At 74.8% G+C, this 25,128-nt stretch carries 23 protein-coding genes and 1 pseudogene; 16 read left to right on the top strand and 8 right to left on the bottom strand.

The window, feature by feature from the left end; translation table 11 throughout:
• The 7 genes and pseudogenes from PHK61_RS20255 to PHK61_RS20285 all read left to right on the top strand — a co-directional run.
• On the top strand, positions 1-258 hold a 258-nt coding region (locus PHK61_RS20255), incomplete at its 5' end, for a hypothetical protein (protein WP_274282828.1).
• Between the two features lie 186 nt (positions 259-444).
• Positions 445-507 (top strand): annotated as a pseudogene (locus PHK61_RS20260) (hypothetical protein); the annotation flags it as partial.
• A gap of 127 nt (positions 508-634) precedes the next feature.
• Positions 635-1,384, top strand: a complete 750-nt coding sequence (locus PHK61_RS20265) for a DMT family transporter (protein WP_274282956.1) — start codon at positions 635-637, stop codon at positions 1,382-1,384.
• A gap of 4 nt (positions 1,385-1,388) precedes the next feature.
• Positions 1,389-2,243: a bifunctional methylenetetrahydrofolate dehydrogenase/methenyltetrahydrofolate cyclohydrolase gene (locus PHK61_RS20270; RefSeq protein ID WP_274282829.1), complete on the top strand. Its 855-nt coding sequence runs from the start codon at positions 1,389-1,391 to the stop codon at positions 2,241-2,243.
• Positions 2,244-2,432: 189 nt separating this feature from the next.
• Positions 2,433-2,816 carry a DUF3017 domain-containing protein gene (locus tag PHK61_RS31935; RefSeq protein ID WP_337993986.1) on the top strand — a complete coding sequence of 128 codons (384 nt, stop codon included), beginning with the start codon at positions 2,433-2,435 and terminating at the stop codon, positions 2,814-2,816.
• A 110-nt stretch (positions 2,817-2,926) separates the two neighbouring features.
• Positions 2,927-4,159 (top strand): NADP-dependent isocitrate dehydrogenase, encoded by a 1,233-nt coding sequence (locus PHK61_RS20280; protein WP_274282830.1) that lies wholly within the window; start codon positions 2,927-2,929, stop codon positions 4,157-4,159.
• Positions 4,160-4,329: 170 nt separating this feature from the next.
• Positions 4,330-5,589, top strand: a complete 1,260-nt coding sequence (locus PHK61_RS20285; protein ID WP_274282831.1) for an AI-2E family transporter — start codon at positions 4,330-4,332, stop codon at positions 5,587-5,589.
• 180 nt (positions 5,590-5,769) lie between these two features.
• On the opposite strand, the gene PHK61_RS20290 is transcribed toward PHK61_RS20285, so the two are convergent.
• Both PHK61_RS20290 and PHK61_RS20295 read right to left on the bottom strand, forming a co-directional pair.
• A complete protein-coding gene (locus tag PHK61_RS20290) occupies positions 5,770-6,201 on the bottom strand; it encodes a DoxX family protein (RefSeq protein WP_274282832.1) in 432 nt (143 codons plus the stop codon).
• A gap of 69 nt (positions 6,202-6,270) precedes the next feature.
• Entirely contained in the window at positions 6,271-6,753 is a 483-nt protein-coding gene (locus PHK61_RS20295) for a GNAT family N-acetyltransferase (RefSeq protein WP_274282833.1), read from the bottom strand.
• Between the two features lie 48 nt (positions 6,754-6,801).
• Here PHK61_RS20295 and PHK61_RS20300 point away from each other — a divergent pair, with 48 nt between their 5' ends.
• Entirely contained in the window at positions 6,802-7,356 is a 555-nt protein-coding gene (locus tag PHK61_RS20300) for a TetR/AcrR family transcriptional regulator (protein ID WP_274282834.1), read from the top strand.
• Between the two features lie 120 nt (positions 7,357-7,476).
• Here the strand turns inward: PHK61_RS20300 and PHK61_RS20305 are convergent, their stop codons facing one another.
• Positions 7,477-8,721: an MFS transporter gene (locus tag PHK61_RS20305; RefSeq protein ID WP_337993987.1), complete on the bottom strand. Its 1,245-nt coding sequence runs from the start codon at positions 8,719-8,721 to the stop codon at positions 7,477-7,479.
• 108 nt (positions 8,722-8,829) lie between these two features.
• Here PHK61_RS20305 and cofG point away from each other — a divergent pair, with 108 nt between their 5' ends.
• From cofG to yhjD, 4 genes are all read left to right on the top strand, one after another.
• Complete coding sequence (gene cofG / locus PHK61_RS31940) at positions 8,830-10,155, top strand: 7,8-didemethyl-8-hydroxy-5-deazariboflavin synthase CofG (protein ID WP_337993988.1); 1,326 nt, start codon at positions 8,830-8,832, stop codon at positions 10,153-10,155.
• The gene (locus PHK61_RS31945; protein ID WP_337993989.1) at positions 10,152-11,270 is read left to right on the top strand and encodes an FO synthase; all 1,119 of its coding nucleotides are present in this window, start codon (positions 10,152-10,154) and stop codon (positions 11,268-11,270) included. The genes cofG and PHK61_RS31945 overlap by 4 nt, the downstream gene beginning before the upstream one ends.
• Before the next feature lie 75 nt (positions 11,271-11,345).
• Positions 11,346-12,830 (top strand): flavin-containing monooxygenase, encoded by a 1,485-nt coding sequence (locus PHK61_RS20315; RefSeq protein WP_274282835.1) that lies wholly within the window; start codon positions 11,346-11,348, stop codon positions 12,828-12,830.
• A gap of 86 nt (positions 12,831-12,916) precedes the next feature.
• On the top strand, positions 12,917-13,969 hold the full coding sequence (gene yhjD / locus PHK61_RS20320) for an inner membrane protein YhjD (protein ID WP_274282836.1): 1,053 nt from the start codon (positions 12,917-12,919) through the stop codon (positions 13,967-13,969).
• 4 nt (positions 13,970-13,973) lie between these two features.
• Here yhjD and PHK61_RS20325 read toward each other — a convergent pair whose 3' ends face one another.
• Positions 13,974-15,242 (bottom strand): PucR family transcriptional regulator, encoded by a 1,269-nt coding sequence (locus PHK61_RS20325; protein ID WP_274282837.1) that lies wholly within the window; start codon positions 15,240-15,242, stop codon positions 13,974-13,976.
• Between the two features lie 232 nt (positions 15,243-15,474).
• On the opposite strand from PHK61_RS20325, the gene PHK61_RS20330 reads away from it, so the two are divergent.
• Positions 15,475-16,419 (top strand): alpha/beta hydrolase, encoded by a 945-nt coding sequence (locus PHK61_RS20330; protein ID WP_274282838.1) that lies wholly within the window; start codon positions 15,475-15,477, stop codon positions 16,417-16,419.
• A 26-nt stretch (positions 16,420-16,445) separates the two neighbouring features.
• Positions 16,446-17,957 (top strand): flavin-containing monooxygenase, encoded by a 1,512-nt coding sequence (locus tag PHK61_RS20335; RefSeq protein ID WP_274282839.1) that lies wholly within the window; start codon positions 16,446-16,448, stop codon positions 17,955-17,957.
• An 18-nt stretch (positions 17,958-17,975) separates the two neighbouring features.
• Here PHK61_RS20335 and PHK61_RS20340 read toward each other — a convergent pair whose 3' ends face one another.
• The 4 genes from PHK61_RS20340 to PHK61_RS20355 form a co-directional block, all read right to left on the bottom strand.
• On the bottom strand, positions 17,976-19,457 hold the full coding sequence (locus tag PHK61_RS20340) for an AMP-binding protein (protein WP_274282840.1): 1,482 nt from the start codon (positions 19,455-19,457) through the stop codon (positions 17,976-17,978).
• Between the two features lie 16 nt (positions 19,458-19,473).
• On the bottom strand, positions 19,474-20,679 hold the full coding sequence (locus PHK61_RS20345) for a D-alanyl-D-alanine carboxypeptidase family protein (protein WP_274282841.1): 1,206 nt from the start codon (positions 20,677-20,679) through the stop codon (positions 19,474-19,476).
• Positions 20,680-20,854: 175 nt separating this feature from the next.
• Positions 20,855-21,907, bottom strand: a complete 1,053-nt coding sequence (locus tag PHK61_RS20350; RefSeq protein ID WP_274282842.1) for a PA containing protein — start codon at positions 21,905-21,907, stop codon at positions 20,855-20,857.
• 150 nt (positions 21,908-22,057) lie between these two features.
• Entirely contained in the window at positions 22,058-23,440 is a 1,383-nt protein-coding gene (locus PHK61_RS20355) for a primosomal protein (protein ID WP_274282843.1), read from the bottom strand.
• Positions 23,441-23,537: 97 nt separating this feature from the next.
• On the opposite strand from PHK61_RS20355, the gene PHK61_RS20360 reads away from it, so the two are divergent.
• Together PHK61_RS20360 and upp are read left to right on the top strand one after the other, a co-directional pair.
• Positions 23,538-24,458, top strand: coding sequence for a haloalkane dehalogenase (locus PHK61_RS20360; RefSeq protein ID WP_274282844.1), 921 nt, complete (start codon positions 23,538-23,540; stop codon positions 24,456-24,458).
• Positions 24,451-25,080 carry a uracil phosphoribosyltransferase gene (upp, locus tag PHK61_RS20365; RefSeq protein ID WP_274282845.1) on the top strand — a complete coding sequence of 210 codons (630 nt, stop codon included), beginning with the start codon at positions 24,451-24,453 and terminating at the stop codon, positions 25,078-25,080. Before PHK61_RS20360 ends, upp begins: the two co-directional genes overlap by 8 nt.
• Positions 25,081-25,128 lie beyond the last annotated feature (48 nt).

Genomic DNA, 25,128 nt, shown 5'->3' on the forward strand with positions numbered 1-25,128 from the left:
CACCGCCTGCGCCAACCGACCACCCGTCAGCCGCATGTCACCAACGTGACGGCCGAGTACATCCGACCAGGAAGCGGCGCGTCGGGCGCTCACGTCGGTGTGCACGCCGCCATGACGGCGCTCTACCTCGTCGTGGTCGACCTGGCCGCGTGGAAGCGCCGGCGCAATTGGACCGCGAAGATCGCACCGACCGTGCGCAATCGCGATCGCCCTCAAGACGACCCGCATCTACATCGCGACCTCGAGCAGCAGCGCTAGCGCTAGACCTCACAGGCCTGGTGCCTGCAGTGCTCACCTCACCGGCGGCTCGGACACCAGCCAACCTCACGAAGGCCGGTGCGCTCCCATTAGGTTCCCGTGCCCGTGGCGGCACCCTCCTCGCGCACCGCGCTCGGGCTCGCCGGGGCCTTCGTCACCGGCGCGTTCGTCGTCGGGCAGGCCCGGGTGAACGCGGAGCTCGGCGCCGAGCTCGGCAACGGCCTCGTGGCCGCCGCCATCTCCTTCGGGCTGGGCCTGGTCCTGCTGCTCGTGCTGCTGGCCCTGCTGCCCGCGGGCCGGCGCGGTCTCGGGCGCGTCGGCGCGGCGCCGCGGGCGGCTGCGCACCTGGCACCTGCTCGGCGGGCTCGGCGGCGCGCTGCTCGTCGCCGGGCAGGGCCTGACCGCGCACGTGCTGGGCACCGCGCTGTTCACCATCGCCGTCGTCGCCGGCCAGTCGAGCGGCGGGCTGGTCGTCGACCGCGCCGGGCTCGGGCCGGCCGGTCCCCGGGCCACGACGCCGCCGCGCGTCGTCGGGGCCGTGCTCATGCTGGGCGCGGTCGTGCTGTCGGTGGCGCCCTCGGTCAGCACCGACGCGCCCGTGGTGCTCGCGCTGCTCCCGCTCGCCGCCGGGCTCGCGGCCGCGACCCAGCAGGCGCTCAACGGCCGGGTGGCCGCGGCGGCGGGCGGGTCGCGCCCCGGGCCGTCGCCGGACGACGAGGACTCGGTGGTGGCCTCGGTCCTCCCGGCCGCGACGATCAACTTCATCGTCGGGACGACGGCCCTGGTGCTCGCCGCGATCGTCGCGGTGCTCGTGCTCGGCGCGCCGGACCCGCTGCCGAGCGCCTGGTACCTCTACCTCGGCGGGCCGTTCGGCGCGATCTTCATCGGGCTCGGGGCGTGGGTCGTCGGACAGGTGGGGGTGCTGCTGCTCTCGCTCGGCGCGGTGGCCGGGCAGGTCGTCGGCGCGCTGGTGCTCGACCTCGTGCTGCCCTCCGCGGCCGGCGCCCCGGGCCTCCCGACCGTGCTCGGGGCCCTGCTCACCCTCGTCGCGGCGGGGGTCGCGTCCGCCCCGTGGCCCCTGCGGCGGTCGGCTACGCGGAACAGGAGGTCCGACCTGCCATCATGAGGGCGTGACCGCGACCAAGCTGGACGGGAAGGCCACCCTCGCCGCGATCCTCGACGACCTGAAGACGCGGGTCGAGGCGCTGACCGCCGCGGGACGCACGCCGGGCCTCGGCACGGTGCTCGTCGGCGACGACCCGGGGTCGCACTCCTACGTCAAGGCCAAGCACAACGACTGCGCCAAGGTCGGCATCGACTCGATCCGCCGCGACCTGCCCGCCGACGCCACCCAGGCCGACGTCGAGCGCGCCATCGACGAGCTGAACGCCGACCCGGCGTGCACCGGGTACATCGTCCAGCTCCCGCTGCCGAAGGGCCTCGACTCGGGCGCGGTGCTGGAGCGGATCGACCCCGACAAGGACGCCGACGGGCTGCACCCCACCAACCTCGGGCGCCTCGTGCTCCAGGAACCGGGCCCGCTGCCGTGCACCCCGCGCGGGGTCGTCGAGCTGCTGCGCCGCTACGACGTGCCGCTGAACGGCGCGAAGGTCACCGTGCTCGGCCGCGGCGTCACCGTGGGCCGCCCGCTGGGCCTGCTGCTCACCCTGCGCTCGGTGAACGCCACCGTGACCCTGTGCCACACCGGCACCAAGGACGTCGCGTCCGAGCTGCGCGCCGCCGACGTCATCGTCGCGGCGGCCGGCGTCCCCGGCCTGGTCACCGCGGACATGGTCAAGCCCGGCGCGGCCGTGCTCGACGTCGGCATCACCCGCGGCGAGAACGGCCTGGTCGGCGACGTCGCCCCGGAGGTCGCCGAGGTCGCCTCCTACCTCGCCCCGGTCCCCGGCGGCGTCGGCCCGATGACGCGCGGGATGCTGCTCACCAACGTCGTCGAGCGCGCGGAGCGCCAGGCCGGCGGATGAGCAGCCGATGACCACCGGACACCGCGGATGACCGCCGTGACCCCCCGACCGGGACAGCCGCCGGGGCCCCCGCCGGGGCCACCGGCGGTGGGATCGCGGTCGGCGCCGCCGGCGGGGGCGCCCCGCGCGGCGGCGCCACCGGTCCCGCGTCCGTCCCCGGGGTCGGGCCCGCAGCCCGCGGCCGCCCCGGTGGCGCCCCCGTCGCGGCCCGGCGTCCCGCCGCCCGACGAGAGCCCCACCGAGATGCTCCCGGCGGGCCGGCACGCCCGCCCGCCACGCACCCGCGCGGAGACGCTGCGCAAGATCCGCGGGCACCTGCCGTTCCTCGCGGTGATGCTCGTGGTGGCCGTCGCGTTCGCCCGGATCGGCCTGCAGCACTGGCGCGAGGGCACCACCGAGCTGGGCCTCGCGCTGCTGCTCGCGGGGGGTCTGCGCGCGACCCTGACCCGCACCGCGGCCGGTCTGCTGGCCGTCCGCAGCCGCCGGGTCGACATCGTCACCTACGTCCTGTTCGGGCTCGTGATGATCCTCGTCTCGCTCACCATCACGGGTGGCCCTCTCGCGACCCGGTGACGCGCCCCACCTGGGTATTCCTCACCCGTCGTCGTCCGCACCCACGTTGATAGCGTGCGGGCAAGCAGCCGGCGCCGGTGGTCGGCGCCCAGGAGGAGGTCTCCCGAGTCGTGGCGAAGATCAAGGTAGAGGGCACCGTCGTCGAGCTCGACGGTGACGAGATGACCCGGATCATCTGGCAGTTCATCAAGGACAAGCTGATCCACCCGTACCTCGACATCGACCTCGAGTACTACGACCTGGGCATCGAGCACCGCGACGAGACCGACGACCAGGTCACGGTCGACGCGGCGAACGCGATCAAGAAGCACGGTGTCGGTGTCAAGTGCGCGACGATCACCCCGGACGAGGCGCGGGTCGAGGAGTTCGGCCTCAAGCGGATGTACCGCTCGCCCAACGGGACGATCCGCAACATCCTCGGCGGCGTCATCTTCCGCGAGCCGATCGTCTGCCAGAACATCCCGCGCTACGTCCCGCACTGGACCAAGCCGATCGTCGTCGGCCGTCACGCCCACGGCGACCAGTACCTGGCGCAGGACTTCAAGGTGCCCGGCCCGGGCACGGTCACCATCAGCTACACGCCCGACGACAGTACGGACGGTTCCGGGGCGGAGCCGATGGAGTTCCAGGTCGCGAAGTTCCCCGAGCAGGGCGGCGTCGCGCTGGGCATGTACAACTTCAAGGAGTCGATCGTCGACTTCGCGCGCGCCTCGCTGCGCTACGGGCTGGACCGCAACTACCCGGTCTACATGTCGACGAAGAACACCATCCTCAAGGCGTACGACGGCATGTTCCGCGACACCTTCGAGGAGATCTTCGAGTCGGAGTTCAAGGCCGACTTCGAGAAGGCCGGCCTGACCTACGAGCACCGGCTCATCGACGACATGGTCGCCGCCGCCCTGAAGTGGGAGGGCGGCTACGTCTGGGCCTGCAAGAACTACGACGGCGACGTGCAGTCCGACATCGTCGCGCAGGGCTTCGGCTCGCTCGGCCTGATGACCTCGGTGCTCATGACGCCCGACGGCACCGTCGAGGCCGAGGCCGCCCACGGCACGGTGACCCGGCACTTCCGCCAGCACCAGCAGGGCAAGGAGACGTCGACCAACCCGATCGCGTCGATCTTCGCCTGGAGCCGTGGCCTCGCCCAGCGCGGCCGTCTCGACGGCAACGACGCCCTCGTCGACTTCGCGCAGAAGCTCGAGGACGTCTGCGTCCGGACCGTCGAGGACGGCAAGATGACCAAGGACCTGGCGCTGCTGATCGGCAAGGACGCGCCGTACCTCAACACCCAGGACTTCCTCGACGCCATCGACGAGGGCCTGCAGAAGGCCGTCGCGAGCTGACGGCACCCGGCACCCCCCGAACGGGCCCCGTCCGACCTGGTCGGACGGGGCCCGTCGGCGTGGGGGCCCTCGCGGGATAGGCCGTGCTGGTGGTGGGCATCCGGGGCCGTCGGCCCGCCCCGCCGCACGTCGCCGCCGGAGGATCCCCCATCACTGACACACTCGCGTCCATGGACGAGGCCCCCGCCTCCCGGGACATCGCACGTGGGCACACGCCCACGCGCGGACACCTCATCGGCGAGGGGCTCGCGTGGACCGCCCGGTGGAGCCTGCGCTTCCTGCTGGTCGTGGCGGCCCTGACGGTGATCGGGTTCCTGGTCGTCTCGCTGTGGGACGTGATGTTCCCGGTGTTCCTCGGGCTGGTCATCGCGACGGTGGTGGAGCCCCCGGTGACGTGGCTGCGCAACCACCGGTGGAACGGGACGCTGGCCACCGCGGTGGTGCTGCTGCTGGGGCTGGCGCTGTTCGGCGGGATCATCGCGGCCATCGCCCCCGCGGTGGCGGGACAGGCGCCGGCGATCGGCCAGGGCGCCGTCGGCGGGATCCAGCAGATCCAGGGCTGGCTGCAGGGCCCGCCGTTCAACCTGGGCGCGAGCCAGATCGGCCAGTACGTGCAGGCCGCGGTCGAGCGCATCCAGCAGAGCGCCGGGCAGATCGCCACCGGGGTCCTCACCGGCCTCACCACGGTGGCCAACAGCGTCATCAACGCCGTGCTCGCGCTCGTGCTCGCGTTCCTGTTCGTCAAGGACGGCCCGAGGTTCCTGCCGTGGCTGCGCCGCGTCGCGGGCCCGACGTCCGGCGACCATCTCGCGGAGATCGGCGCCCGTGCCTGGCTGCGTCTCGGTGGGTTCATCCGCAGCCAGGCCCTGATCGGGTTCGTCGACGCGACGTTCATCGGCGTCGGGCTCGTCATCTTCGGCGTCCCGCTGGCCCTGCCGCTGGCGGTCCTGACGTTCTTCGGTGCGTTCATCCCGATCATCGGCGCCCTCGTCGCCGGGGCGCTGTCGGTGCTCATCGCGCTGGTCGTGCAGGGTCCCGGGACGGCGATCGGCGTGCTGATCCTCATCCTCGCCGTGCAGCAGATCGAGGGGAACCTGCTCCAGCCGCTGGTCCAGGGCCGCGGACTGGGCCTCAACTCGGCGCTCGTCATCCTCGCGGTGACCGCCGGCTCGAGCCTCGCCGGGATCGCCGGCGCGTTCCTCGCCGTCCCGGTGGCGGCGGTGATCGCCGAGATCCTCCGCTACTTCGGTGAGCAGATCGACCTGCGCGCCGGTAACCAGGACGAGCCGAGCCAGGACGCGGTCGCCGAGATGCAGGACGACGACGCGGACTCCGGCGACCCGGAGGAGCGCTCCCGGCTCCCCGGCTCCGACGGCACGACCCCGGGGCCGGCGCGGTCACCCGGCGGCTCAGGCGGCTCAGGCGGCTGAGGCGGCTCGGGTCGTGTCGGCGTGGCGGCGACCCACGGCACGCCGATCGGGGAGCACGCCGACGGGGGAGCGGCCGGGCCGGAGGCGGTCGGCTGACGCCCGTCGTCAGGACATCCGCCGGCTCGACGCACGCGACAAGGCGGCCCGGAGGATCCGGGCCGCCCCTCGTGGTCGGTCGGGTCAGCGGCCGAGCAGCACCGCGCGCGGGTGGCGGACCAGCGCGGCGGTCTCCGCGCGGCGCACCCACGCCACCACGGCGATGAGCACGAGCACGACGGCCGGCAGGAGGATCATCGCGCCGCCGACGGTCGCCGCCGTGATCACGACCGCGCCCGTCATCAGCACGACGCAGCCGGTGGCCGCGAGCCCGGCGAGGCGGGGGACGAGCAGCCCGATCGCGGCGGCCAGCTCGACCACGCCGAGCGCCACCACGCCGGCCGGGCCGATCCCCATCATCGCGAACCCGGCGACGGTCGTCGGGTCGAGCGAGACCTTGCCGAACCCCGACATCAGGTAGAGCGCCGCCAGCAGGACCTGCAGGACGACGAGACCCCAGCGTGCCGCCCGGGGACGCGCGGCGGACGGGGCCTCGGTGACGGTCGTGGTGCTCATCGTGCTTCTCCTCGGTCGACAACCTCTTGGTTGGATATGAAAACAGGACCAAGGGGTGCGGTCAAGGGTTCAGATGAGTGCGAGCTCGTAGGACTGCCCGCGCTGCTCGCTACCGAACTCGGTGTGGGTCTCCTCGCCGGCGAGGACGAAGCCGGCCTCCAGGTAGAGTTGCCGGGCGGCGGCGAGCGGCTCGTTGGTCCACAGCACGAGACGCGCGTGGCCCGCGTCGCGGGCGAACGCGATGCACCGCGCGACGAGCGAGCGTCCGACGCCGTGACCGCGCGCGGCCGGGTCGACGAGCAGGAGGCGCAGGCGCGCGGTCCGCTCGTCCTCGTGCACGCAGAGCACGCTGCCGACGCGCGCGCCGTCGAGCTCGGCGATCCACCCCGCGTCGCGTCCGGGCCGGGCGTGCGCGGCGTGGTCGGCCACGATCCGCGCGGTCACGGCCTCGACGGCCCAGTCGTACTCGGCCGCGTACAGCTCCCCGTGGGCCATGAGGACCCAGCCCAGGTCTCCCGGGCGGCCCAGCTCCCTGATCGTCACCTCACCCATCACGACCTCCTCACTGAAACGACTGTTTCAGTGAAGCACACTGAGCGGGTGTCCGAGGGTTCCGCGCGGCAGCAGGAGCTGCTCGAAGCCGCGTACGCGTGGGTGCTCGACCGCGGCTGGGCGGGGATGTCGCTGCGCCCGCTGGCCGAGGCGATCGGGTCGAGCCCGCGCGTGCTGCTGTTCCTCTTCGGCAGCAAGGACGGGCTGGTGCGCGCGCTGCTGGCGCGCTCGCGCGCCGACCAGCTCGCGGTCGTCGACGCCGTCGGGCAGGGCGGGGACCTCGCCGCGGTGGGCGGGCGCGTCTGGGCGTGGCTGGCGGCGCCCGAGCACCGCGCCCTGCTGCGGCTGTGGCTCGAGGGCTACACCCGCTCCGTCGCCGACCCCGGCGACGGGCCGTGGGCCGGGTTCGCGGCGCGCACCGTCGCCGACTGGGACGCCCTGCTCGCCGACCACCAGCCCGCGCCCTACCGCGACACCCCGGCGGGGGCGGCCGAACGCACCCTGCTGCTGGCGGTCCTACGCGGGGCGCTGCTCGACCTCCTCGCCACCGGCGACACCGCCCGCCTCGACGCCGCCGTTGCTGCGCACCTCGCGAGGTTGTGACCGGTACGAGCGATGCGGCATCGCTGGCGTGTGACGCCAGGATCGCCACATCCTCGACGACGCGACACGCCGTGTCCCGGCGTGGCGACCACGCCGACGTCCACCGTCAGGCCTGCACGATCACACGGCCAGGCCCACCAGCGCCGCGAGCACCGTCCCCACCCCGAGCACGAGGAACGCCGCCGGGAACCCGCCCGCGAGTCCCGCGACGGCGACGCCCCCGGCCGGCGCGAGGGCGACCGCGAGGGTCACGGGCGCGGAGAAGACACCGTTGACCCGGCCGAACGCGCGGGTGCCCCAGCGGTCGGAGACGGTCGAGGCCTGCAGGAGCGTGTGCAGCCCACGCCCCGCGCCCGCGACGACCGCGAGCGCGATGAGCAGCACCGCCGGGCCGGGCACGAGCGCCAGCGCGATGACCCCTGCGCTGCCGAGCAGCAGGACCCCCGCGAGCCGGGTGCGCGGCGTCGACCGTCGCACCAGGGGCACGAACAGCAGCCGCCCCGCCACCTGCCCGACGCCCGTGAGCCCGAGCGCCAGCGCGGCGAGCCCGAGGTCCAGCCCGCGGCCCTCGAGCAGCGGGACGAGGTTGATCGTCGTCGCGTAGAGCCCGAACGCGCTGAGCGCCATGACCGCGGTGACGAGCACGAAGCGCGGGCTGCGCAGCACCTCGGACGCGTGCTCGCGGTCCACGGTCTCGCGGTCGGTGGCCTCGCGCGGGCGCCACGGCGGGGTGAGGACGAGCGCGTGCAGCGGCACGGTCACGACGGCCAGGACGACGGCCAGCACCACGAACGTGCCCCGCCAGCCCAGCGGCCCGAGCAGCGCGGCGGTGAGCGGCGCGAACACCGTGCTCGCGAACCCGCCGACGAGTGTGAGCGTCGTCAGCGCCCGCACCCGCTGCTCGCCGTACCAGCCGGTCAGGGCCGCGAATGCCGGCGGGTAGAGCGTCGCGGACTGCCCGACACCGGCCACCGCCCAGGCCGCGTAGAACAGCGGCAGCGTCGGGGCCGTCGCGATCGCGAGGACGCCGAGGACGCCGACGACCGACCCCGCGGTCATGACCAACCGGGGTCCGCGGCGGTCGATGAGCCGCCCGACGACGATGCCGGCGCCGGCCGAGACGAGGGCGCCGACGGAGAACGCGCCGGTCGCCGCGCCGACCGACCAGCCGGTGTCGGCGCTGATCGACGTCACGAGCACCGGGAACGCGTAGTACAGGACGCCCCAGCTCACGATCTCGGTCACGCACAGCGCGGCGAGGGCGCGGCTCCGGGCCTCCACGCCGCCCACCCTGGACCCCGCGCGGACCGTCCGCTCGGTGATCGTGGGGGCTTCGCTGACGGTGATCGTCAGCGTGGCCGCCACGCTGAGACACCCCCGTGGCCCGGCGTGTCGCGTCACCCAGGATGTGGCGATCCTGGCGTCAGGCGCCAGCGATGCCGCATCGCTCGCACGGCGCGTAGGTTCGGGTCCGTGGCCGATCTCCCCGCTCCGGTGTCGCTCCCGCGGCCGTTGGCCGAGCTCCCGGAGCCGGCGGAGCCGTCGCGTACCGAGGTGCGTGTCGCGCTCGGACGGGCCGCGGACGGCGCGCTCGCCGACGATCCGGAGCACCCCGCCACGCTCGCCGATGCGACGACGCTGCTCGCCGCGCGGGGCGAGGAGCTCGACGCCCTGCTCGCGCTCGCCGCCGCGCGCCGCGACGAGCACCTCGCCGGCGAGGGCCGTTCGGGCGTCGTCACCTACAGCCCCAAGGTCTTCGTCCCGCTGACCCGCCTGTGCCGCGACCGCTGCCACTACTGCACGTTCGCCACCGTGCCCGGGCGGCTGCCCGCGGCGTACCTCGAGCGCGACGAGGTCCTCGAGATCGCCCGCGCCGGCGCCGAGCAGGGCTGCACCGAGGTGCTGTTCACCTTGGGCGATCGCCCCGAGGAGCGCTGGACTGCGGCCCGCGACTGGCTGGGCGCGCGCGACCTGGGCTCCACCCTCGAGCACGTCGAGCAGTCGGCCCGGGCTGTCCTCACCGAGACCGGCCTCCTGCCCCACCTCAACCCCGGCGTCATGGACCTCGTCGAACTCCAGCGCCTGCGCGGCGTGTCGCCGTCGATGGGGATGATGCTCGAGACCACTGCGACGCGGCTGTGGTCGCGGCCGGGCGGCGCGCACTTCGGCTCGCCGGACAAGGAGCCCGCGCTGCGCCGCCGGGTGGTCGACGACGCGGGACGCGCGCGCGTGCCGTTCACCAGCGGGATTCTCGTCGGCATCGGCGAGCACCGCGCCGAGCGGGCGCAGTCGCTGCTCGTGCTCGCCGAGTCGGCACGCCGCGGCGGGCATCTGCAGGAACTGATCGTCCAGAACTTCCGCGCCAAGCCCGACACGGCGATGCGCGGGGAGCCCGACGCCGAGTTCGACGCGTTAGTCGCCGCTGTGGCCGTCGCGCGCCTGATCATGCCACTCGGTGTCAGTGTCCAGGCGCCGCCGAACCTCGCCGGCGAGCTGGACGACTCGCAGAGCGCCGCCGACGACCAGGCCCTGCTGCTGCGCGCCGGCATCGACGACTGGGGCGGCGTCTCGCCGGTGACCCCCGACCACGTCAACCCCGAGCGCCCGTGGCCCGGCCTCGACGCGCTGCGGGCGGTCACCGCCACCGCCGGGTTCACCCTCAGCCCGAGGTTGACGATCTACCCGCGCTACGTGCGCGATCCTGACCGGTGGCTGCACCCCGCCCTCGTCGACCCGCTCATCGCCCTGGCCGACGAGCAGGGGCTGGCCCGGGTGCGCCAGCCGGCAGGGACGCGGTGAGCGCCGGCGCCCTCCTCGCCCGCGCCGAGGCCGACCCCGCAGGCCTGCCCGACGAGGCCTACGTCGAGCTGCTCGCGGCCGACGGCGCGGAGCTCGACGCGCTGGCCGCGCTGGCCGACGACCTGCGCCGCGACGCCGTCGGCGACCAGCTGACCTTCGTCGCCAACCGCAACCTCGACACCGCCGTCGTGCGCGACCCCGGCCACGCGCGGGCCCTCGTCGACGAGGCGTGGGCGCTCGGGGCGACGGAGATCTGCGTGCAGGGCCCGCTGCCCGACGACGCCGGTGACCGCGCGCGGCTCGACCTCGTCGCGCTGATCACCGGCCGGGTGCCGATGCACCTCCACGCGTTCCGGCCCGCGGAGGTCGCCGACGCCGCCGCGCGGCTGGGGCTCTCCCCGCGCGAGTTCCTCGTCGCCGCCCGCGACGCCGGGCTCGGGTCGGTGCCGGGCACGGCGGCGCGCATCCTCGACGACGGCATCCGCGCGCTGCTCACCGGCGGCACCGACATCCCCGCCGCCCGGTGGACCGAGCTCGTCACCACCGCGCACGAGGTCGGCCTGCGCTCGACGGCGACGATGGTCTACGGACACGTGGAGACGCGCGCCGAGCAGGTCGCGCACCTGCGCGCGCTCGCCGCGATCCAGGACCGGACCGGCGGGTTCACCGAGTTCATCGCCATGCCGATCCTGCCCGAGGCGCTGCCGCCCGAACTGCGGCGTGTCGCGGATCGAGGATGTGGCGATCCTGGCGTCACACGCCAGCAACGCCGCATCGCTCGCACGGGGACCGTGCCCGACGTGCGGGAGACGCGAGCGCTCCACGCCGTCGCGCGGCTGATGCTGTACGGGCGGATCGACCACGTGCAGGCGGCGTGGCCCAAGCTCGGGCCGGAGCTCACGACCGCGGTGCTGCGCGGGGGTGCCGACGACGCCGGCGGCCTGCTCCTCGACGGCGCGCTCGACCCGGCCGCCGGGGCGGAGGCGGGCCGGCAGCTCACGCTCGCGCAGGTCGAGGCCCTCGCCGCCGAGCTCGGGCGCACGCCGCGCCAGCGCACCACCGTCTACGGCGACCCCACCCCCGAGCGGCAGGCGGCCCTGCGCGCGGCGCCCTGAGACGTGGCACCGGGCCGGAGCCCCGGCGTAGGTTCGGGTCGTGGCTGATCACGGCGCGGGGTCCCCGGGATCACCGTGAGCGCACCCGCCGACGTCGACGTCGCCGTGGTCGGGGCCGGGTTCGCCGGCATCGGCCTGGGCGTGCGGCTGGCCCGCCGCCGGCGCGAGTCGTTCGTGCTGCTCGAGCGCGCCCACGGGGTGGGCGGGACGTGGCGCGACAACCGCTATCCCGGGGTCGCCTGCGACGTGCCCTCGCACCTGTACTCGTTCTCGTTCCGCCCCAAGCCCGACTGGTCGCGGGTGTTCGCGCCGGGTGCGGAGATCCACGACTACCTGCGCGAGTCCGCCCGCGACGAGGGCCTCGACCCCCACCTGCGCCTCGGCACCGAGATGCAGCGCGCCCGCTGGGACGGCACGCGATGGCGGATCGCGACGTCGTCGGGCACCTACCGCGCGCGGGTGCTCGTCGTGGCCGCCGGGCGCCTGTCCGAGCCGCGCATCCCCGAGATCCCCGGACTGTCGGACTTCGACGGCCCCGTCTTCCACTCCGCGCGCTGGGACGGCGCCGCCGCGCTGGCCGGGAAACGGGTCGGTGTCGTCGGCACCGGCGCCTCGGCCGCCCAGATCGTGCCCGCGCTGGCCGGCGCCGCGTCCCACCTCGTCGTCTTCCAGCGCACCCCGCCGTGGGTCGTGCCGCGCGGCGACCGCGCCTACACCGAGCAGGAGCGCCGCACCTTCGCCCTCGACCCCGCCGCCGAGCGGGCCCTGCGCGAGGAGCTCTTCGAGGAGGCCGAGGGCGCCATCGGGGCGCGGCGCCGGGTCCGCCCCGACATCGACCGGCTGCGCGACCGCGCGCTCGCCCACCTCACCGCCCAGGTGCCCGACGCCCGCCTGCGGGCCCGCCTGACCCCGGACTACGAGATCGGCTGCAAGCGCATCGTCATCTCCGACGACCTCTACCCCGCGCTCGGCCGCGACGACGTCACCCTCGAGCCCAGCGCGCTGCACCGCGTCGAGAAGACGACCGCCGTCGCCGCCTCGGGCGCGCACCACCCGCTCGACGCCCTCGTGTTCGGCACCGGGTTCTGGACCACGCGGCTGCCGTTCGCGCAGCGCATCGAGGGCCGGCACGGGCTGCTCGCCGACCGCTGGGCCGACGGGATGACCGCGCACGCCTCGACCGCCGTGCACGGCTTCCCCAACATGTTCGTGCTCAACGGGCCCAACGCGAGCCTCGGCCACAACTCCGCGGTGTACATGATCGAGGCGCAGATCGACCACGTGCTGGGCGCGCTGGACCACCTCGCCGGGACCGGGGGCGCGCCCCTCGAGGTCACCGCGGAGGCCGAGGAGGCCTACACCCGCGAGATCGACGCGATGAGCGCGGACACCGTCTGGCTGCAGGGCGGGTGCCGCAGCTGGTACGTCGACGAGACCAGCGGGCGCCTGACGCTGCTCTGGCCGGGGACGGCCCGCTCGTTCCGGGCGCGCAACGGGACGTTCGACCCCCGGCCCTACGGCCAGTCGCCGGTGCCCGCTCGGTCGCGCGGCGGCGCGTGACCATCGGCCACGCGGGGTAGCTACGTCCCACGCGGGCCGGAGAGAGGTCCGCGCGAGTCGGGGACCGCGAGAGGAACGCGCCAGCGATGACGAGCGCCAGCACGACCGACACGGACGGGGCGGCGGAGCCGACGCAGCTGGAGAAGCTGCGGGCGAAGTACCCGTGGCTCGACCACCTGATCCGGGCCGCCACGCGGTACACCGACAAGCACGGCGACCACTACGCCGCGGCGATCACCTTCTTCTCGATCCTCGCGCTCGTCCCGATCCTCATGGTCGCGTTCGCCGCCGCGGCGTTCGTCCTGGCCAACAACGAGGCGCTGCTCGACCAGATCCAGCAGGGGATCACGGCCGCGGTGCCGCCGGGGCTCGGCGACCTGCTCAACTCGGTCATCGAGCAGGCCATCGCCCAGCGCAGCGCGGTCGGGATCATCGGTCTGCTCGGCGCCCTGTTCTCCGGGCTCGGCTGGATGGGCAACTTGCGCGAGGCGCTCTCCGAGCAGTGGGACCAGCGCGGCGACCCCCCGACGATCGTCAAGAAGTACGTCGGCGACCTGTTCGCCATGATCGGCCTCGGGCTCGCCTTCGCCCTCTCGTTCGCGATCACCGGCGTCGGCACCGGCCTGTCGAACACGATCCTCGGGTTCCTCGGGCTGGCCGACGAGACCTGGGCGACGTTCCTGTTCTTCCTCGCCGGCCTCGTCGTCACCCTGGCGGCGAACTGGCTGGTCTTCCTCTGGGTCATCGCCCGGCTGCCCCGGGAGCCGGTGACCCTGCGCTCGGCCGTGCGGGCTGCACTGTTCGCCGCGGTCGGGTTCGTGATCCTCCAGCAGGTCATGGCCGTCTACATCAGCAGCGTGACCAACTCGCCTGCCGGCGCCGCGTTCGGCCCGATCATCGGTCTGCTGGTGTTCGCCAACTTCGTCTCGCGGTTCATCCTGTTCGTCACCGCCTGGGCGGCCACGCTCAAGGAGAACGAGCGCGAGGAGATCCCCGAGCCCGCGCCGGTGATCGTCCGGCCGGCCGTCACCGTCGGGCGCACGCCGGGGCCGCGCGCGGCGGGCGCCCTGCTCGGCGCGGGCGCCGTCCTCGGCGTGCTCGGGCTGAACCTGGGCCGCCGCCGCGACCGGGACGCCTGAGCCGCTAGTCCGCCGGCGCCGGCGGACCCAGCCAGGCGCACGCCATCAGGGCGAGCTCGACGTCGAGCCGGTCGTCCCCGAGCGGGCGTCCGCGGACCTCGTGGGCCCGGGCGACGCGGTACTTGACGGTGTTGCGGTGCACCTGCAGGCGCCGGGCCGCCGTGGCCAGGCTGCCGCCGGTCGCCAGGAACACCCGCAGGGTCTCGCGCAGCCGCCCGACGCCGGGCTCGGGATCGGCCAGCGGGCCGAGCACGCGCCGCACCCAGGCCCGCGCGCCCTCCCGGTCGGCGCACAGCAGCGCGACCGCGCCCACCTCGTCGAACAGCGTCACCGCCGGCGCGCCGGTGCCGGACGCGAGCGCGACGTCGCGGGCGCGCCGCGCCTGGTCGTGGGTCAGGCGGAACCCGGTGACGCCGGCCAGCGGTGCCCCGCACGCGACGTGCAGCCCCGGGCCGTGCCGGGCGACCGCGCGGGCGAGGGCCTCGGCCGGCGGGGCGCCCTCGTCGCGACGCGTCACCCACACCCAGGCGCTGCCCGCGTCCCACGGCACCACCAGCGGGCGCCCCACCGCGTCGAGCGCGGCGCCGAGGTCCAGCGCCACCCGCTCGAGCGCGGTCACGCCGGCCTCCTCGGGCGGGTCGTCGAGCCACACCACGAGCCCCAGGTGCACGGGGGCGAGCCGGTAGGCGAGCGTCGTCTCGACGGCCAGCTGCTCGTCGGGATCGGTGGGGGTGCGTCCGGCGAGGACGTCGCGCACGCGCGCCAGGCGCAGCGCGTGCCGGCCCTGGCGCCAGTGCTCGCGCTCGGCCTCGTAGGCGCCGATGACGTGCTGGGTCACGTGGTCGACGTAGTCCATGACCACCAGCACGATCCGCTGCGACGCGGCCGCGGCCGCCTCCCCGGGACGGCGCGCGGCCTCCGCGAACGCCCACTCCATGAGGTGCGACTGGCCGACGCGGTAGGCCCGCACGAGCGCGTTGACGGGCACCTCGCGCTGGGCCAGGCGCCGCGCGTAGGCCATGGCGGCGGCCGGGGGCTCCACGTCGCGCGGCTCGAGGTCGTGCCGCAGCACGTGCAGGATCGTCTCGACGTTGGCCTCGACGCTCGCGGCGAGGAGGTCGAGCAGGGCGGGGTCGCCGCGCAGGTCGTCGATGCGGGTCGCGAGCACGTCGCTGATCGACGCGCTGACCTCCGCGCGGTGGGGCGCGAGGGCGGCCGCGACCTCGGCGACCGTGGCGACCGCGTCCTCCGGGGTGGGGGAGGGCTCGATCATGACCACCCCTCGACCACCACCTGTCGTGTGCCCGCGTCGGCCCCCGTCCAGCGACCGTAGCCGCCCCGGCATGTGACGACCAGCACTCGGACCGACACGGCCCGTGGATCCCGGCGGGGGGCGTCGGCGGGGACAAGACGCTGGTCGGTGATTCGTCCCCGCCGCACAAGCGCGGTCCGTGTGCGCTGCATCACGCTCGGTGGGACCCGTCACCGACCTCCCGGGAGCCCCCATGGCCGTCCACCCCGAGGCGCAGGCACTCCTCGACGCGCTCGTCGAACAGGGCATGCCGCCGATCGAGTGCATGACCGTCCCGCAGGCCCGCCAGGCCGCCGGGGCCTTCGTCGACCTGCAGCCCCCGGCGGAGGAGGTCGGCACCGTGTCCGACCGGGCCATCCCGGGCCCCGCCGGCGACATCCCCGCGCGGATCTACGTGCCCCACGGCGGCGGCTCGGGCGGCGTGCTCGTCTACTTCCACGGCGGCGGCTGGGTGATCGGCGACCTCGAGACCGTCGACCGGCCGTGCCGCTCCCTCGCGAACGCCGCGGACGCCGTCGTCGTCTCGATCGACTACCGGCTCGCCCCCGAGCACGTGGCGCCCGCCGCGTTCGAGGACTGCTACGCGGCCACCGTGTGGGTCGCCGAGCACGCCGAGGAGCTCGGGGTCGACGCGGCGCGCCTCGCGGTCGGCGGCGACTCGGCCGGCGGCCACCTCGCGGCCGCGGTGAGCCTCGCCGCCCGCGACCGCGGCGGCCCGGCGATCGCGTTCCAGCTGCTCTTCTACCCGGTCGTCGACTTCGACTGGACCAGCCCCTCGATCAACGACAACGGCGAGGGCTACCTGCTCGGACGCGCCACCATGCAGTGGTTCTGGGCGCACTACCTCGGGGCGACCGACCCGGCCGACGACCCGTACACCTTCCCACTGCGCGCGCCCGACCTCTCCGGACTGCCGCCGGCGTTCGTCGCCACCGCCGAGTACGACCCGCTGCGCGACGAGGGCGAGACCTACGCCGGCAAGCTCGAGGCGGCCGGCAACACCGTCACCGCCAAGCGCTACGACGGCATGATCCACGGCTTCCTCTGGACGCTCGGCGCCACGCCGTCCGGGGCCGTGGCGCTCGACGACGCCGTCGCCGCGATGCGCCCCGCCCTGAGCCCCACCGTCTCCGCCTGACCCCGACCGCGAGGAGAGGGAGCACCGTGACCATCACCGAGAGCAGCCCGACCACACACCCCGGCGGGAGCGGGGACGTCGAGCACGTCGACGTCCTCGTCATCGGCGCCGGCGTGTCCGGCATCGACGCCGGCCACCACCTGCGGGAGCGCTTCCCCGAGAAGACGTTCGCCATCCTGGAGAAGCTGCCCGGCCGGGGCGGGACGTGGTGGACCCACCGCTTCCCGGGCGCCCGGTCGGACTCCGACCTGTTCACCTACGGCTACGCCCACAAGCCGTGGCGCGGACCGTCGATCGCCACCTCCGAGGAGATCACCAACTACCTCGACGAGGTCATCGAGGAGGACGACCTCAAGGCGGTGATCCGCTACCGGCACCAGGTGACGGCCGCGAGCTGGTCGTCGCAGGACCAGCGGTGGACCGTCGACGTGCTGCGCGGCGACACCGGCGAGACGCTGCAGATGACCTGCGGCTTCCTGTGGATGTGCCAGGGCTACTACAACCACGAGGACCCCTACCGGCCCGAGTGGCCGGGCACGGAGCGCTTCCGCGGCGTCATCGCGCACCCGCAGACGTGGCCCGAGGACCTCGACTGGACCGGCAAGCGCGTCGTCGTCATCGGCAGCGGCGCGACCGCGGCGACGGTCGTCCCGGCCATGGCCGAGACGGCCGCGCACGTGACGATGCTGCAGCGCACGCCGACGTTCGTGGCGGCGGTGCCGAAGACCCACGAGCTCGCGGTGCAGCTGCGCGCGCTCGACATCCCCGAGGAGTGGACCCACGAGATCCTCCGCCGGGCCTACATCGAGCAGTTCAACGAGCTGACGCGGATGTGCCTGGAGACCCCGGAGGAGGCGCGCACCTGGCTCCTCGACGAGATGCGGCCCTACCTGCCGGAGGGCTACGACGTCGAGAAGGACTTCAACCCGGGCTACCGCCCGTGGCAGCAGCGGATCGCGGTCGTGCCCGACGGCGACATCTTCACCGCCATTTCCGACGGTCGGGCGTCGGTGGTCACCGACACCATCGACACCTTCACCGAGACCGGCATCCGGACCTCGTCGGGCGAGGAGCTCGAGGCCGACATCGTCGTTTCGGCCACGGGGTTCAACCTGAGCGCCCTCGGGGACATCCCGTTCACCGTGGACGGGGAGCCCGTCGACGTCTCGCAGCGCATCACCTGGCGCGGGATCATGATCTCGGGCCTGCCGAACCTGGCATACGTCTTCGGCTACTTCCGGCACAGCTGGACGCTGCGGGCCGACCTCGTCAGCGACCTGATCTGCCGGCTGATGACGACGATGGAGAGCCGGGGCGCGCGCTCGGTGACGCCCACGCTGCGGCCCGAGGACGCCGACATGGAGATCCGGCCGTGGTCGGACCCGGAGAACTTCAACTCCGGCTACGTCATGCGCTCGCAGGACAAGATGTTCAAGCAGGGCGACCGGGTGCCCTGGACGCACATGCACGAGTACTCCGAGGAGCGCCACACCCTGCCCGCCGCCGACCTCGACGACGGGACGCTGCGCTACGAGTAGCAGCCGGCCGGCCTTCTCTCAGCGGTACACCGAGCGCCGGACCTTGCCCGCGTCGTCGCGCAGCGCCTCGGCCGAGCGTCGCCACGCCCGTGGCCGCTTGGCCGGGGAGAGCCGCGCGGCGACGTGGGCGTCCAGGTCGGCGTCGGTGACGTCGCCCTCGGTCTGCACGACGGCGTGCGGCACCGAGCCGAGGTCCTCGTCGGGGGCGGGCACGACCACGGCCGAGACGACGGCGGGGTGCTCGAGGATCGCCGCCTCGATCTCGGCCGGGTACACGTTCTGGCCGCCCACGACGATCATGTCCGCGGCCCGGTCGGCGAGGTAGAGGTAGCCGTCGGCGTCGAAGGAGCCCATGTCGCCGAGCGACTCCCAGCCGCCCGGGCGCGTGCGCGCCTCGGCGCCGATGTAGCGGTAGGTCGTGCGGCCGGGCTCGGGGCGCAGCCACAGCTCGCCCGCCTCGCCGACCGCGCACCGGCGCTCGCCGTCGAGGGTGCGCGCCTCGATCTCGCCCCCGGTCACGCGGCCCACCGAGCCGGGGTGCTCCAGCCACTCGCGCCCGGTGATGGACGTGCGGGCCTGCGCCTCGGTGCCCGCGTAGCCCTCGAGCACGCGGTCGGGGCCGAGCCAGTCGATGACCGCGCGCTTGACCGCGGGCGGGCACGGGGCGCCGATGTGGAACAGGGTGCGCAGGGCGGGGAGCTCCGGCCGCTGCTCCAGGCGCACCATCCGCCCCATCATCGTGGGTACCGCGTAGATCCAGGTCGCGGCGTGCTCCTGCGCGAGCGCCAGCGCGCGGGCGGCGTCGAAGCGGCCCATGAGCACGACGTGGTGGCCCGACATCAGCCCGAGCAGCGAGAACAGGTACGGCGCGTTGTGGAACAGCGGCGCCGTGCAGAGGAACGTGCCGTCGGGCTCGATGCGGTAGACCGCCGCCCGGCTCGCGACGATGTCGGACGTCCCCGGCTCGCCGGCGACGATCACCTTGGGGCGGCCGGTCGAGCCGCCCGAGGTGGGCGCCTTCCACGCCGGCGGGGGCGGGGCGGGCGGGGGCGGGGTGTCCGGGCCGGCGGGGCGGTGGCCCAGCTCGAGCACGGTGGTGCCCGCCGGCGCGACACCCGGGTCGGTGCCCGGCGCGAGCCCGGCCACCACCGGCGGGCGCACCACATCGAGCACGGCCGCGAGCTCGCTCTCGGAGAGCCGGTGCGACACGGGCTGCGGGACGGCGCCGAGCTTCCATGCCGCGAGCGTGAGGGCGTAGTGCTCGGCGACGTTGGGCAGCGCGATCGAGACGAAGTCGCCGGGCCGGACGCCGCGCGCGGCGAGGTCGTGGGCCCACCGGTTCGCGTGGGCCTCGAGCTCGGCGAGCGTCCACGTCGTGGTCGACGGCGTCCCGCGCGGCAGCTCCGCTGCGCTCCGTGCCGCAGGGTCGTCGGTGACCGCCGGCCGGTCGGGGCGCTCCCGGGCCATGCGGGTGAACGCGGTGCCCAGCGACTCGACCATGGTCGGGATCCTGCGCTCAGCGGCGCCCGGAGCGCAGGGCGACGAGACCGCCGACACCCGCGACGACGGCGAGGAGCAGCAGCGGCGTGCCCCAGGAGGACGCCTCCCCGGACTCGGGCGGGACGGGGCCGGCCTCCCCGGTCTCGGGAACGATGTCGACCTGCGGGCCGCCGTCGTCGACCGGCCCGTCGGTGAGCGTGCCGACACCGTCGAGCGACGGGAGCGCGAAGCCGTGGTCGAGCAGCGCGGCCGCCTGCTGGTACATCGGCGTCGGGCGCTGCTCGCCGCGCATCAGCACGACGACGAGCCGGCGCCCGTTGCGCTCGGCGGCGCCGATGAAGGTGTGCCGCGCGTCGTCGGTGAAGCCGGTCTTGCCGCCCAGGTAGCCCTGGTAGCCGGTGGTCAGCAGCTTGTTGTCGTTGACGACCTCGAACGGCGGGTTGGGGCCCCAGCCGGGGAACGGGATGCGGGTGGTGGCGACGGCCTGCGCGAACGGGGGCTCGCGCATGGCGACGCGGAAGATCGACGCGAGGTCGTAGGCGGACGTCTGCATCCCGGGACCGTCGAGCCCGGAGGGCGTGGCCGCGCGGGTGTCGAGCGCGCCGAGCTCGCGGGCCGTGGTGTTCATGAGGTCGACGGTGGCCGGGACGCTGCCGGTCAGGCGCACGGCGAGCGCGTGCGCGGCGTCGTTGCCCGACGCCATCATCATCGCGTCGAACACCTGGCGGATCGTGTACTGCCCGCCGGGGCCCATGCCGACCCGCGTGCCCTCCTGGTCGGCGTCCTCCCGCGTCCCGGTGATCGTCTCGTCGAGGGGGAGCCTGCGGGCGACGAGCAGGCCCGTCAGCGTCTTCATCAGCGACGCCGGGCGCAGCCGCGCGTGCGCGTTGCGGGCGGCGAGCACCTCGCCGGAGTCGAGGTCGGCGAGCACGTAGGACACGACGCCGACCGCCGGGGCGGGCGGCGAACCCTCGGCGACGACGTCGCCGCAGTTGCCCATCGCCGGGCCGCCGACGGGCGGGTCCGGGATCGGCAGCGGGGCGGGCGCGGGCTGGCCGGGCTGCGGCACCTCGGACTCGTCGACCGGCGGGCCGGGCGCGGTGCCGAACGGGCAGGAGGCGTCGGCGGGCAGGGCCGGCTGTGCCGCTGCCGCGCCGGGCAGGGCGCCCAGGGCGAGGGCCAGGAGCACCGTCACCGTCGCGAGGCGCCGTCGGGAACGCACCGCAGCGACCCTAGACGCCGGGGTCGGACGCGCGTGGACCGACGGGCGGATGGCGCGCCGATCGGGCAGCGAGGGAGTCCCTCGCCGCCTGCGACGCAGCCAGGGTGACCCTCGCTCCCGGCTCGCCGCGCCGGATCCTCCGGCGCGGTCCGGGCCCCAGGGGCGGGCGGGGACCTCAGTCCTCGGCGCTGATGTTCTCGGTCGGGAGCTCGGCGCCGTTGTTCTGGGCCTCGCGGGTGGCGGACTTGCGCGAGCCGCGGCGCGCGGTCGGGCGCGGTGCCGGCATCGAGCCCGACGAGCCGCCGCCCGGGCCGAGGATGATCTCGGCGAAGGTCGCCATCGCCTCGTCGAGGTGGCCGGCGTTGCGGCGCTCGGACTCCTCGTTGGCCTGGCGGACCAGGGCGACGACGGCCTCGTGGTCGGGGCGGCTGACGAGGGTGCCGTCGAGGCGGTCCAGCCCGTTCTCCACCGAGGTCGACAGCGCGCCGACCCGCTCGGTGATCCCGGTCTCGACGCCGTCGAGGCGCCCGCCGACCTGGTCGAGCCGGCCCGAGAGCGCCTCGAGGCGCGCGGTGAGCTCGCCGATCTGGGTGGTGGCCTCGGTGCGGGAGGTGGTCGCGTCGGTGCGCGCCGCCTCGCGGGTGCCGGTGATCTCCTCGGAGACGCCGCGGGCGAGGTCGTCGAGACGGTCGCGCAGGCTGGCGTCGACGGCGTCCACCCGCTCGCGCACCGGCCCGGTGACGGCCGCGGGCAGCCCGTCGAGGCGCATCTCGTGGCGGTCGAGCTTGTTGTCGAGGTCGTCGAGGCGCTTGTGCAGCCCGGAGATGCGGTCCTCGAGGCCGTCCATCCGGCCCGCGACGCCCTCGAAGCGGCCGCTGACGCCGTCGAGGCGGCCGTCGATCTGGGCGAACGGCGTGGCCATGCGCTCCACCACGCGGTCGACGATCCCCTCGACGAGGCGCGCGAGCGACGAGATCGACGAGTCCTGGTGGTCGAGCTTCGCGACGGTCTCGTCGAGCCGCTCGGCGAGCACGCTCATCTCGGTGCGGTCGGGCACGTCGGAGAGGCGCTTGCGCAGCGCGCCGAGCGTGTCGAGCGCCGCCAGCCGACCGTGGATCTCGTCCAGCGAGTCGAAGATCTGCTGCTGCTCGCTGTCCCGGACCTCCGCCGCCCGCACCAGCATGCTGCGCATGCGGTCGAAGGACATGGTCTGGCTGTTGTCGATCACGCGCGCCCACTCTCCTGCGACGGTTCCGGCCCCGGGGACGGTCGGACTCGGCGGGGCCGAAGCGTAAACACCCCCCGGAGGGCCACCCCATCCGGGTGATGGACAGGCAGGCGAAGGTCCACCACACGAGCACCAGGGGTGCCCCCGGGTTCAGTGCCGGCGCAGGCGCCCCAGGAAACGGTCCTCGAGCCCGCGCCACGCGGCGGCCTCGCGATCGAAGGGCGGGGAGGGCGTGAGGCGCGTCGGGTCCGGGCGCACGACGAACGACACGAGCCAGCCGAGGCTCTCCGACGGCGCCAGCGCCTCGCGGGTGCGGGTGTCGCCGGCCCAGTCCGCGGCGTCGGTGACGAGCTCGACGGCGAGCTCGAGCTGCTCGGCGTCGACGACGTCGGGACCCTCGCCGATGTCGTCGGCGATGCCGGCGAGCACGTAGCGGTTCTCCGGGGCGACCTCGATCTCCAGGTCGCCGCCGGTCGCGGCGCCGACGACCTCCTCCCAGGTGGTCACGTCCGCGAGGTCGTGGCCCTCGGCGCCCTCGTTCGCGATCCACGTGCGCAGGGCGCGCGGCGAGCCGAAGGTCTCGATCGTCCCGCGGCGGCCGAGGAAGACCGGGGCGTCGTCGAGGTAGCAGCGCAGGGTGATGACCTCGCCCTCGGAGGTCGTGATCGCGATGGGGTCGATGCCGACCTCCTCCCAGAAGCTCTCCTCGGGCTCCTCGGCGGCGTCGACGAGGTCGCTGCGCAGGGACTCGCCCGCGGTGTCGTCGCGGAGGTCGGCGGGCGCGTCAGCCAGAGGTCCGGACGCAGCGGCGTCCTTCGGGTCGGTGGCGACGGCCTCGGGGTCCTCCGGGTCGTTCTCGGCGTTCTCGGCGGGCTCGGCCTCCTCGCCGACGACGTCGTCCGCCCCCTCCGCCCCTCCCGTGTCCCGCGGCGTCGCCGTGGCCCGCAGCCGCGTGGCGAGACCCTCGTCGACCTCGGGCGTGCTGATCATGGCGTCGAGCGCGTCGACGACCTCGTCCCAGCGCTCGTCGACGACCTCGCCCAGCTCGGTCCACAGGGCCTGGCCGTCGCGGCCGGCGAACGCCGTCGGCCCGGCGGTGAGCGCGGCGAAGGCGGGCGTCGCGTCGAGGACCTCGTGGACGACCTCGAGGTCGCAGACGTCGGCGAGCGAGCGGCACATGGCGGCGACCTCGGCGAGGTCGTCGAGCGTCCACGTGTCCGGGTCGCCCGCGACGAGCTCGGGGACGCCGACGACGTCGTAGCGCTGCACGTCCTCGGGGGTCAGCTCGTCGACCGAGAGCTTGACGACGACGGGCCACGCGGGGTGGTCGGCGAGGTCGTGCTCCTGGCCGGACTCCTCGGCGGTCGCGACCCAGGCCGCGAGGTCGGCGGCGTCGGCGAAGGCGAACAACGCCTCGTCGTCCCCGAGGAAGGCCTCCCATTCCTCGCCGTCCTGGCGCCACCGGGGCGCCCACAGCGTGACGAGGTCGCCGGCGGTGAGCGCCAGCGTGATCGGGATGATGTCCTGCGCCATGCCGGGCGGCCTCCGCGAACCGGGGGACTGGGGGTGCGCGGCGCACCCTATGACGACGGTCGTGACCTGCCTGTACCGCCGTGCCACCCTGCCCCCCGTGGACCTGCTGCGCACGCCGGACGACCGTTTCGAGGATCTCCCGGGATCCCTGCCCGCGCCCCGCTGGGTGCACGTCGACGACCCCGACGGCGGGGACCCGATCCGGGTCGCCACCTACGCGGCCGGCCCCGAGGACGCGCCGGCCGTGCTGATGCTGCACGGCGAGCCGACGTGGTCGTTCCTCTACCGCCACGTCATCGACGCGGTCGCCGGCGCCGGACTGCGGGCCGTGGCGATCGACATGGTGGGCTTCGGGCGCTCCGACAAGCCGACGCGGATCGCCGACCACAGCTACGCCCGCCACGTCGCGTGGATGACCGGGGCGGTCGACGCGCTCGGGCTGCGCGACGCCGTGCTGCTCGGGCAGGACTGGGGCGGGCTGATCGGGCTGCGCCTGGTGGCCGCCGAGCCGCAGCGGTGGGCGGGCGTCGTCGCGGCGAACACCGGGCTGCCGACCGGGGACGTCGACATGCCCGCGGTGTGGTGGAGGTTCCGGCAGGCGGTGGAGAAGGCCGAGCAGCTCGACGTCGGACGCCTCGTCGCCTCCGGCTGCGCGCGGGGCCTCGGCGCGCCGGAGCGCGCCGCCTACGACGCGCCCTTCCCCGACGAGTCGTCCAAGGCCGGCCCGCGGGCGATGCCCCTGCTGGTGCCGACCCGCCCCGACGACCCGGAGAACGGCCCCAACCGCGCGGCCTGGGAGGCGCTCGGGCGCTACGAGCGGCCGTTCCTCGTCGCCTTCGGGGACTCGGACCCGATCACGGCGCCGATGGCGTCGGTGCTGCGCGACCACGTGCCGGGCGCCGCGGGCCGCGATCACCCGGTGATCGCGGACGCGGGCCACTTCCTGCAGGAGGACGCCGGCGACGCGCTGGGCCGCGTGGTGGCGGAGTTCGTCGCTAGCCTGCCGACCCATGGCTGATCCGCGGGTCGTGCGCCACCCGCTCGTCGACGTCCGGATGACCACCCTGCGCGACGTGTCCACCGACCGCTCGACCTTCCGCGCGGCGGTCCGCGAGCTGACGGCGATGGTCGTCTACGAGGCGATGCGGGACGCGGCGACGGCGCCGCTCGAGGTCCGCACGCCGGTGGCGACGACGACGGGCGCGGTGCTGGCGAACCCGCCGGTGCTCGTGCCGGTGCTGCGCGCGGGGCTGGGCATGGCGGAGGCGGCGCACGCCCAGGTGCCCGGGGCGATCATGGGGTTCGTCGGCGTCGCCCGCGACGAGGCGACCCTGCAGCCGACGCCCTACATGGCGTCGCTGCCGGGCAGCCTCGCCGGCATCCCGGTGTTCGTGCTCGACCCGATGCTCGCCACGGGCGGCTCGATGGCCTACACGATCGACCTGCTCAAGGCCCGCGGCGCCGACGTCGTCGCCGCCGTGTGCCTGCTGGCCGCCCCCGAGGGCGTCGACCACCTGGCCGCGACCCACCCCGACGTGCCGGTCCATACCGCCGCGCTCGACGAGCGGCTCAACGAACACGGCTACATCGTCCCGGGCCTCGGCGACGCCGGGGACCGCCAGTTCGGAGCGATGCCGTAGGAGCAATGGGCAGAACGGCCCATGGACCCCGGGCGCGCCGTGCGGTGC

The sequence above is a fragment of the Actinomycetospora lutea genome (assembly GCF_028737205.1).
In the GTDB taxonomy this organism is placed as follows: Bacteria; Actinomycetota; Actinomycetes; order Mycobacteriales; family Pseudonocardiaceae; genus Actinomycetospora; species Actinomycetospora lutea.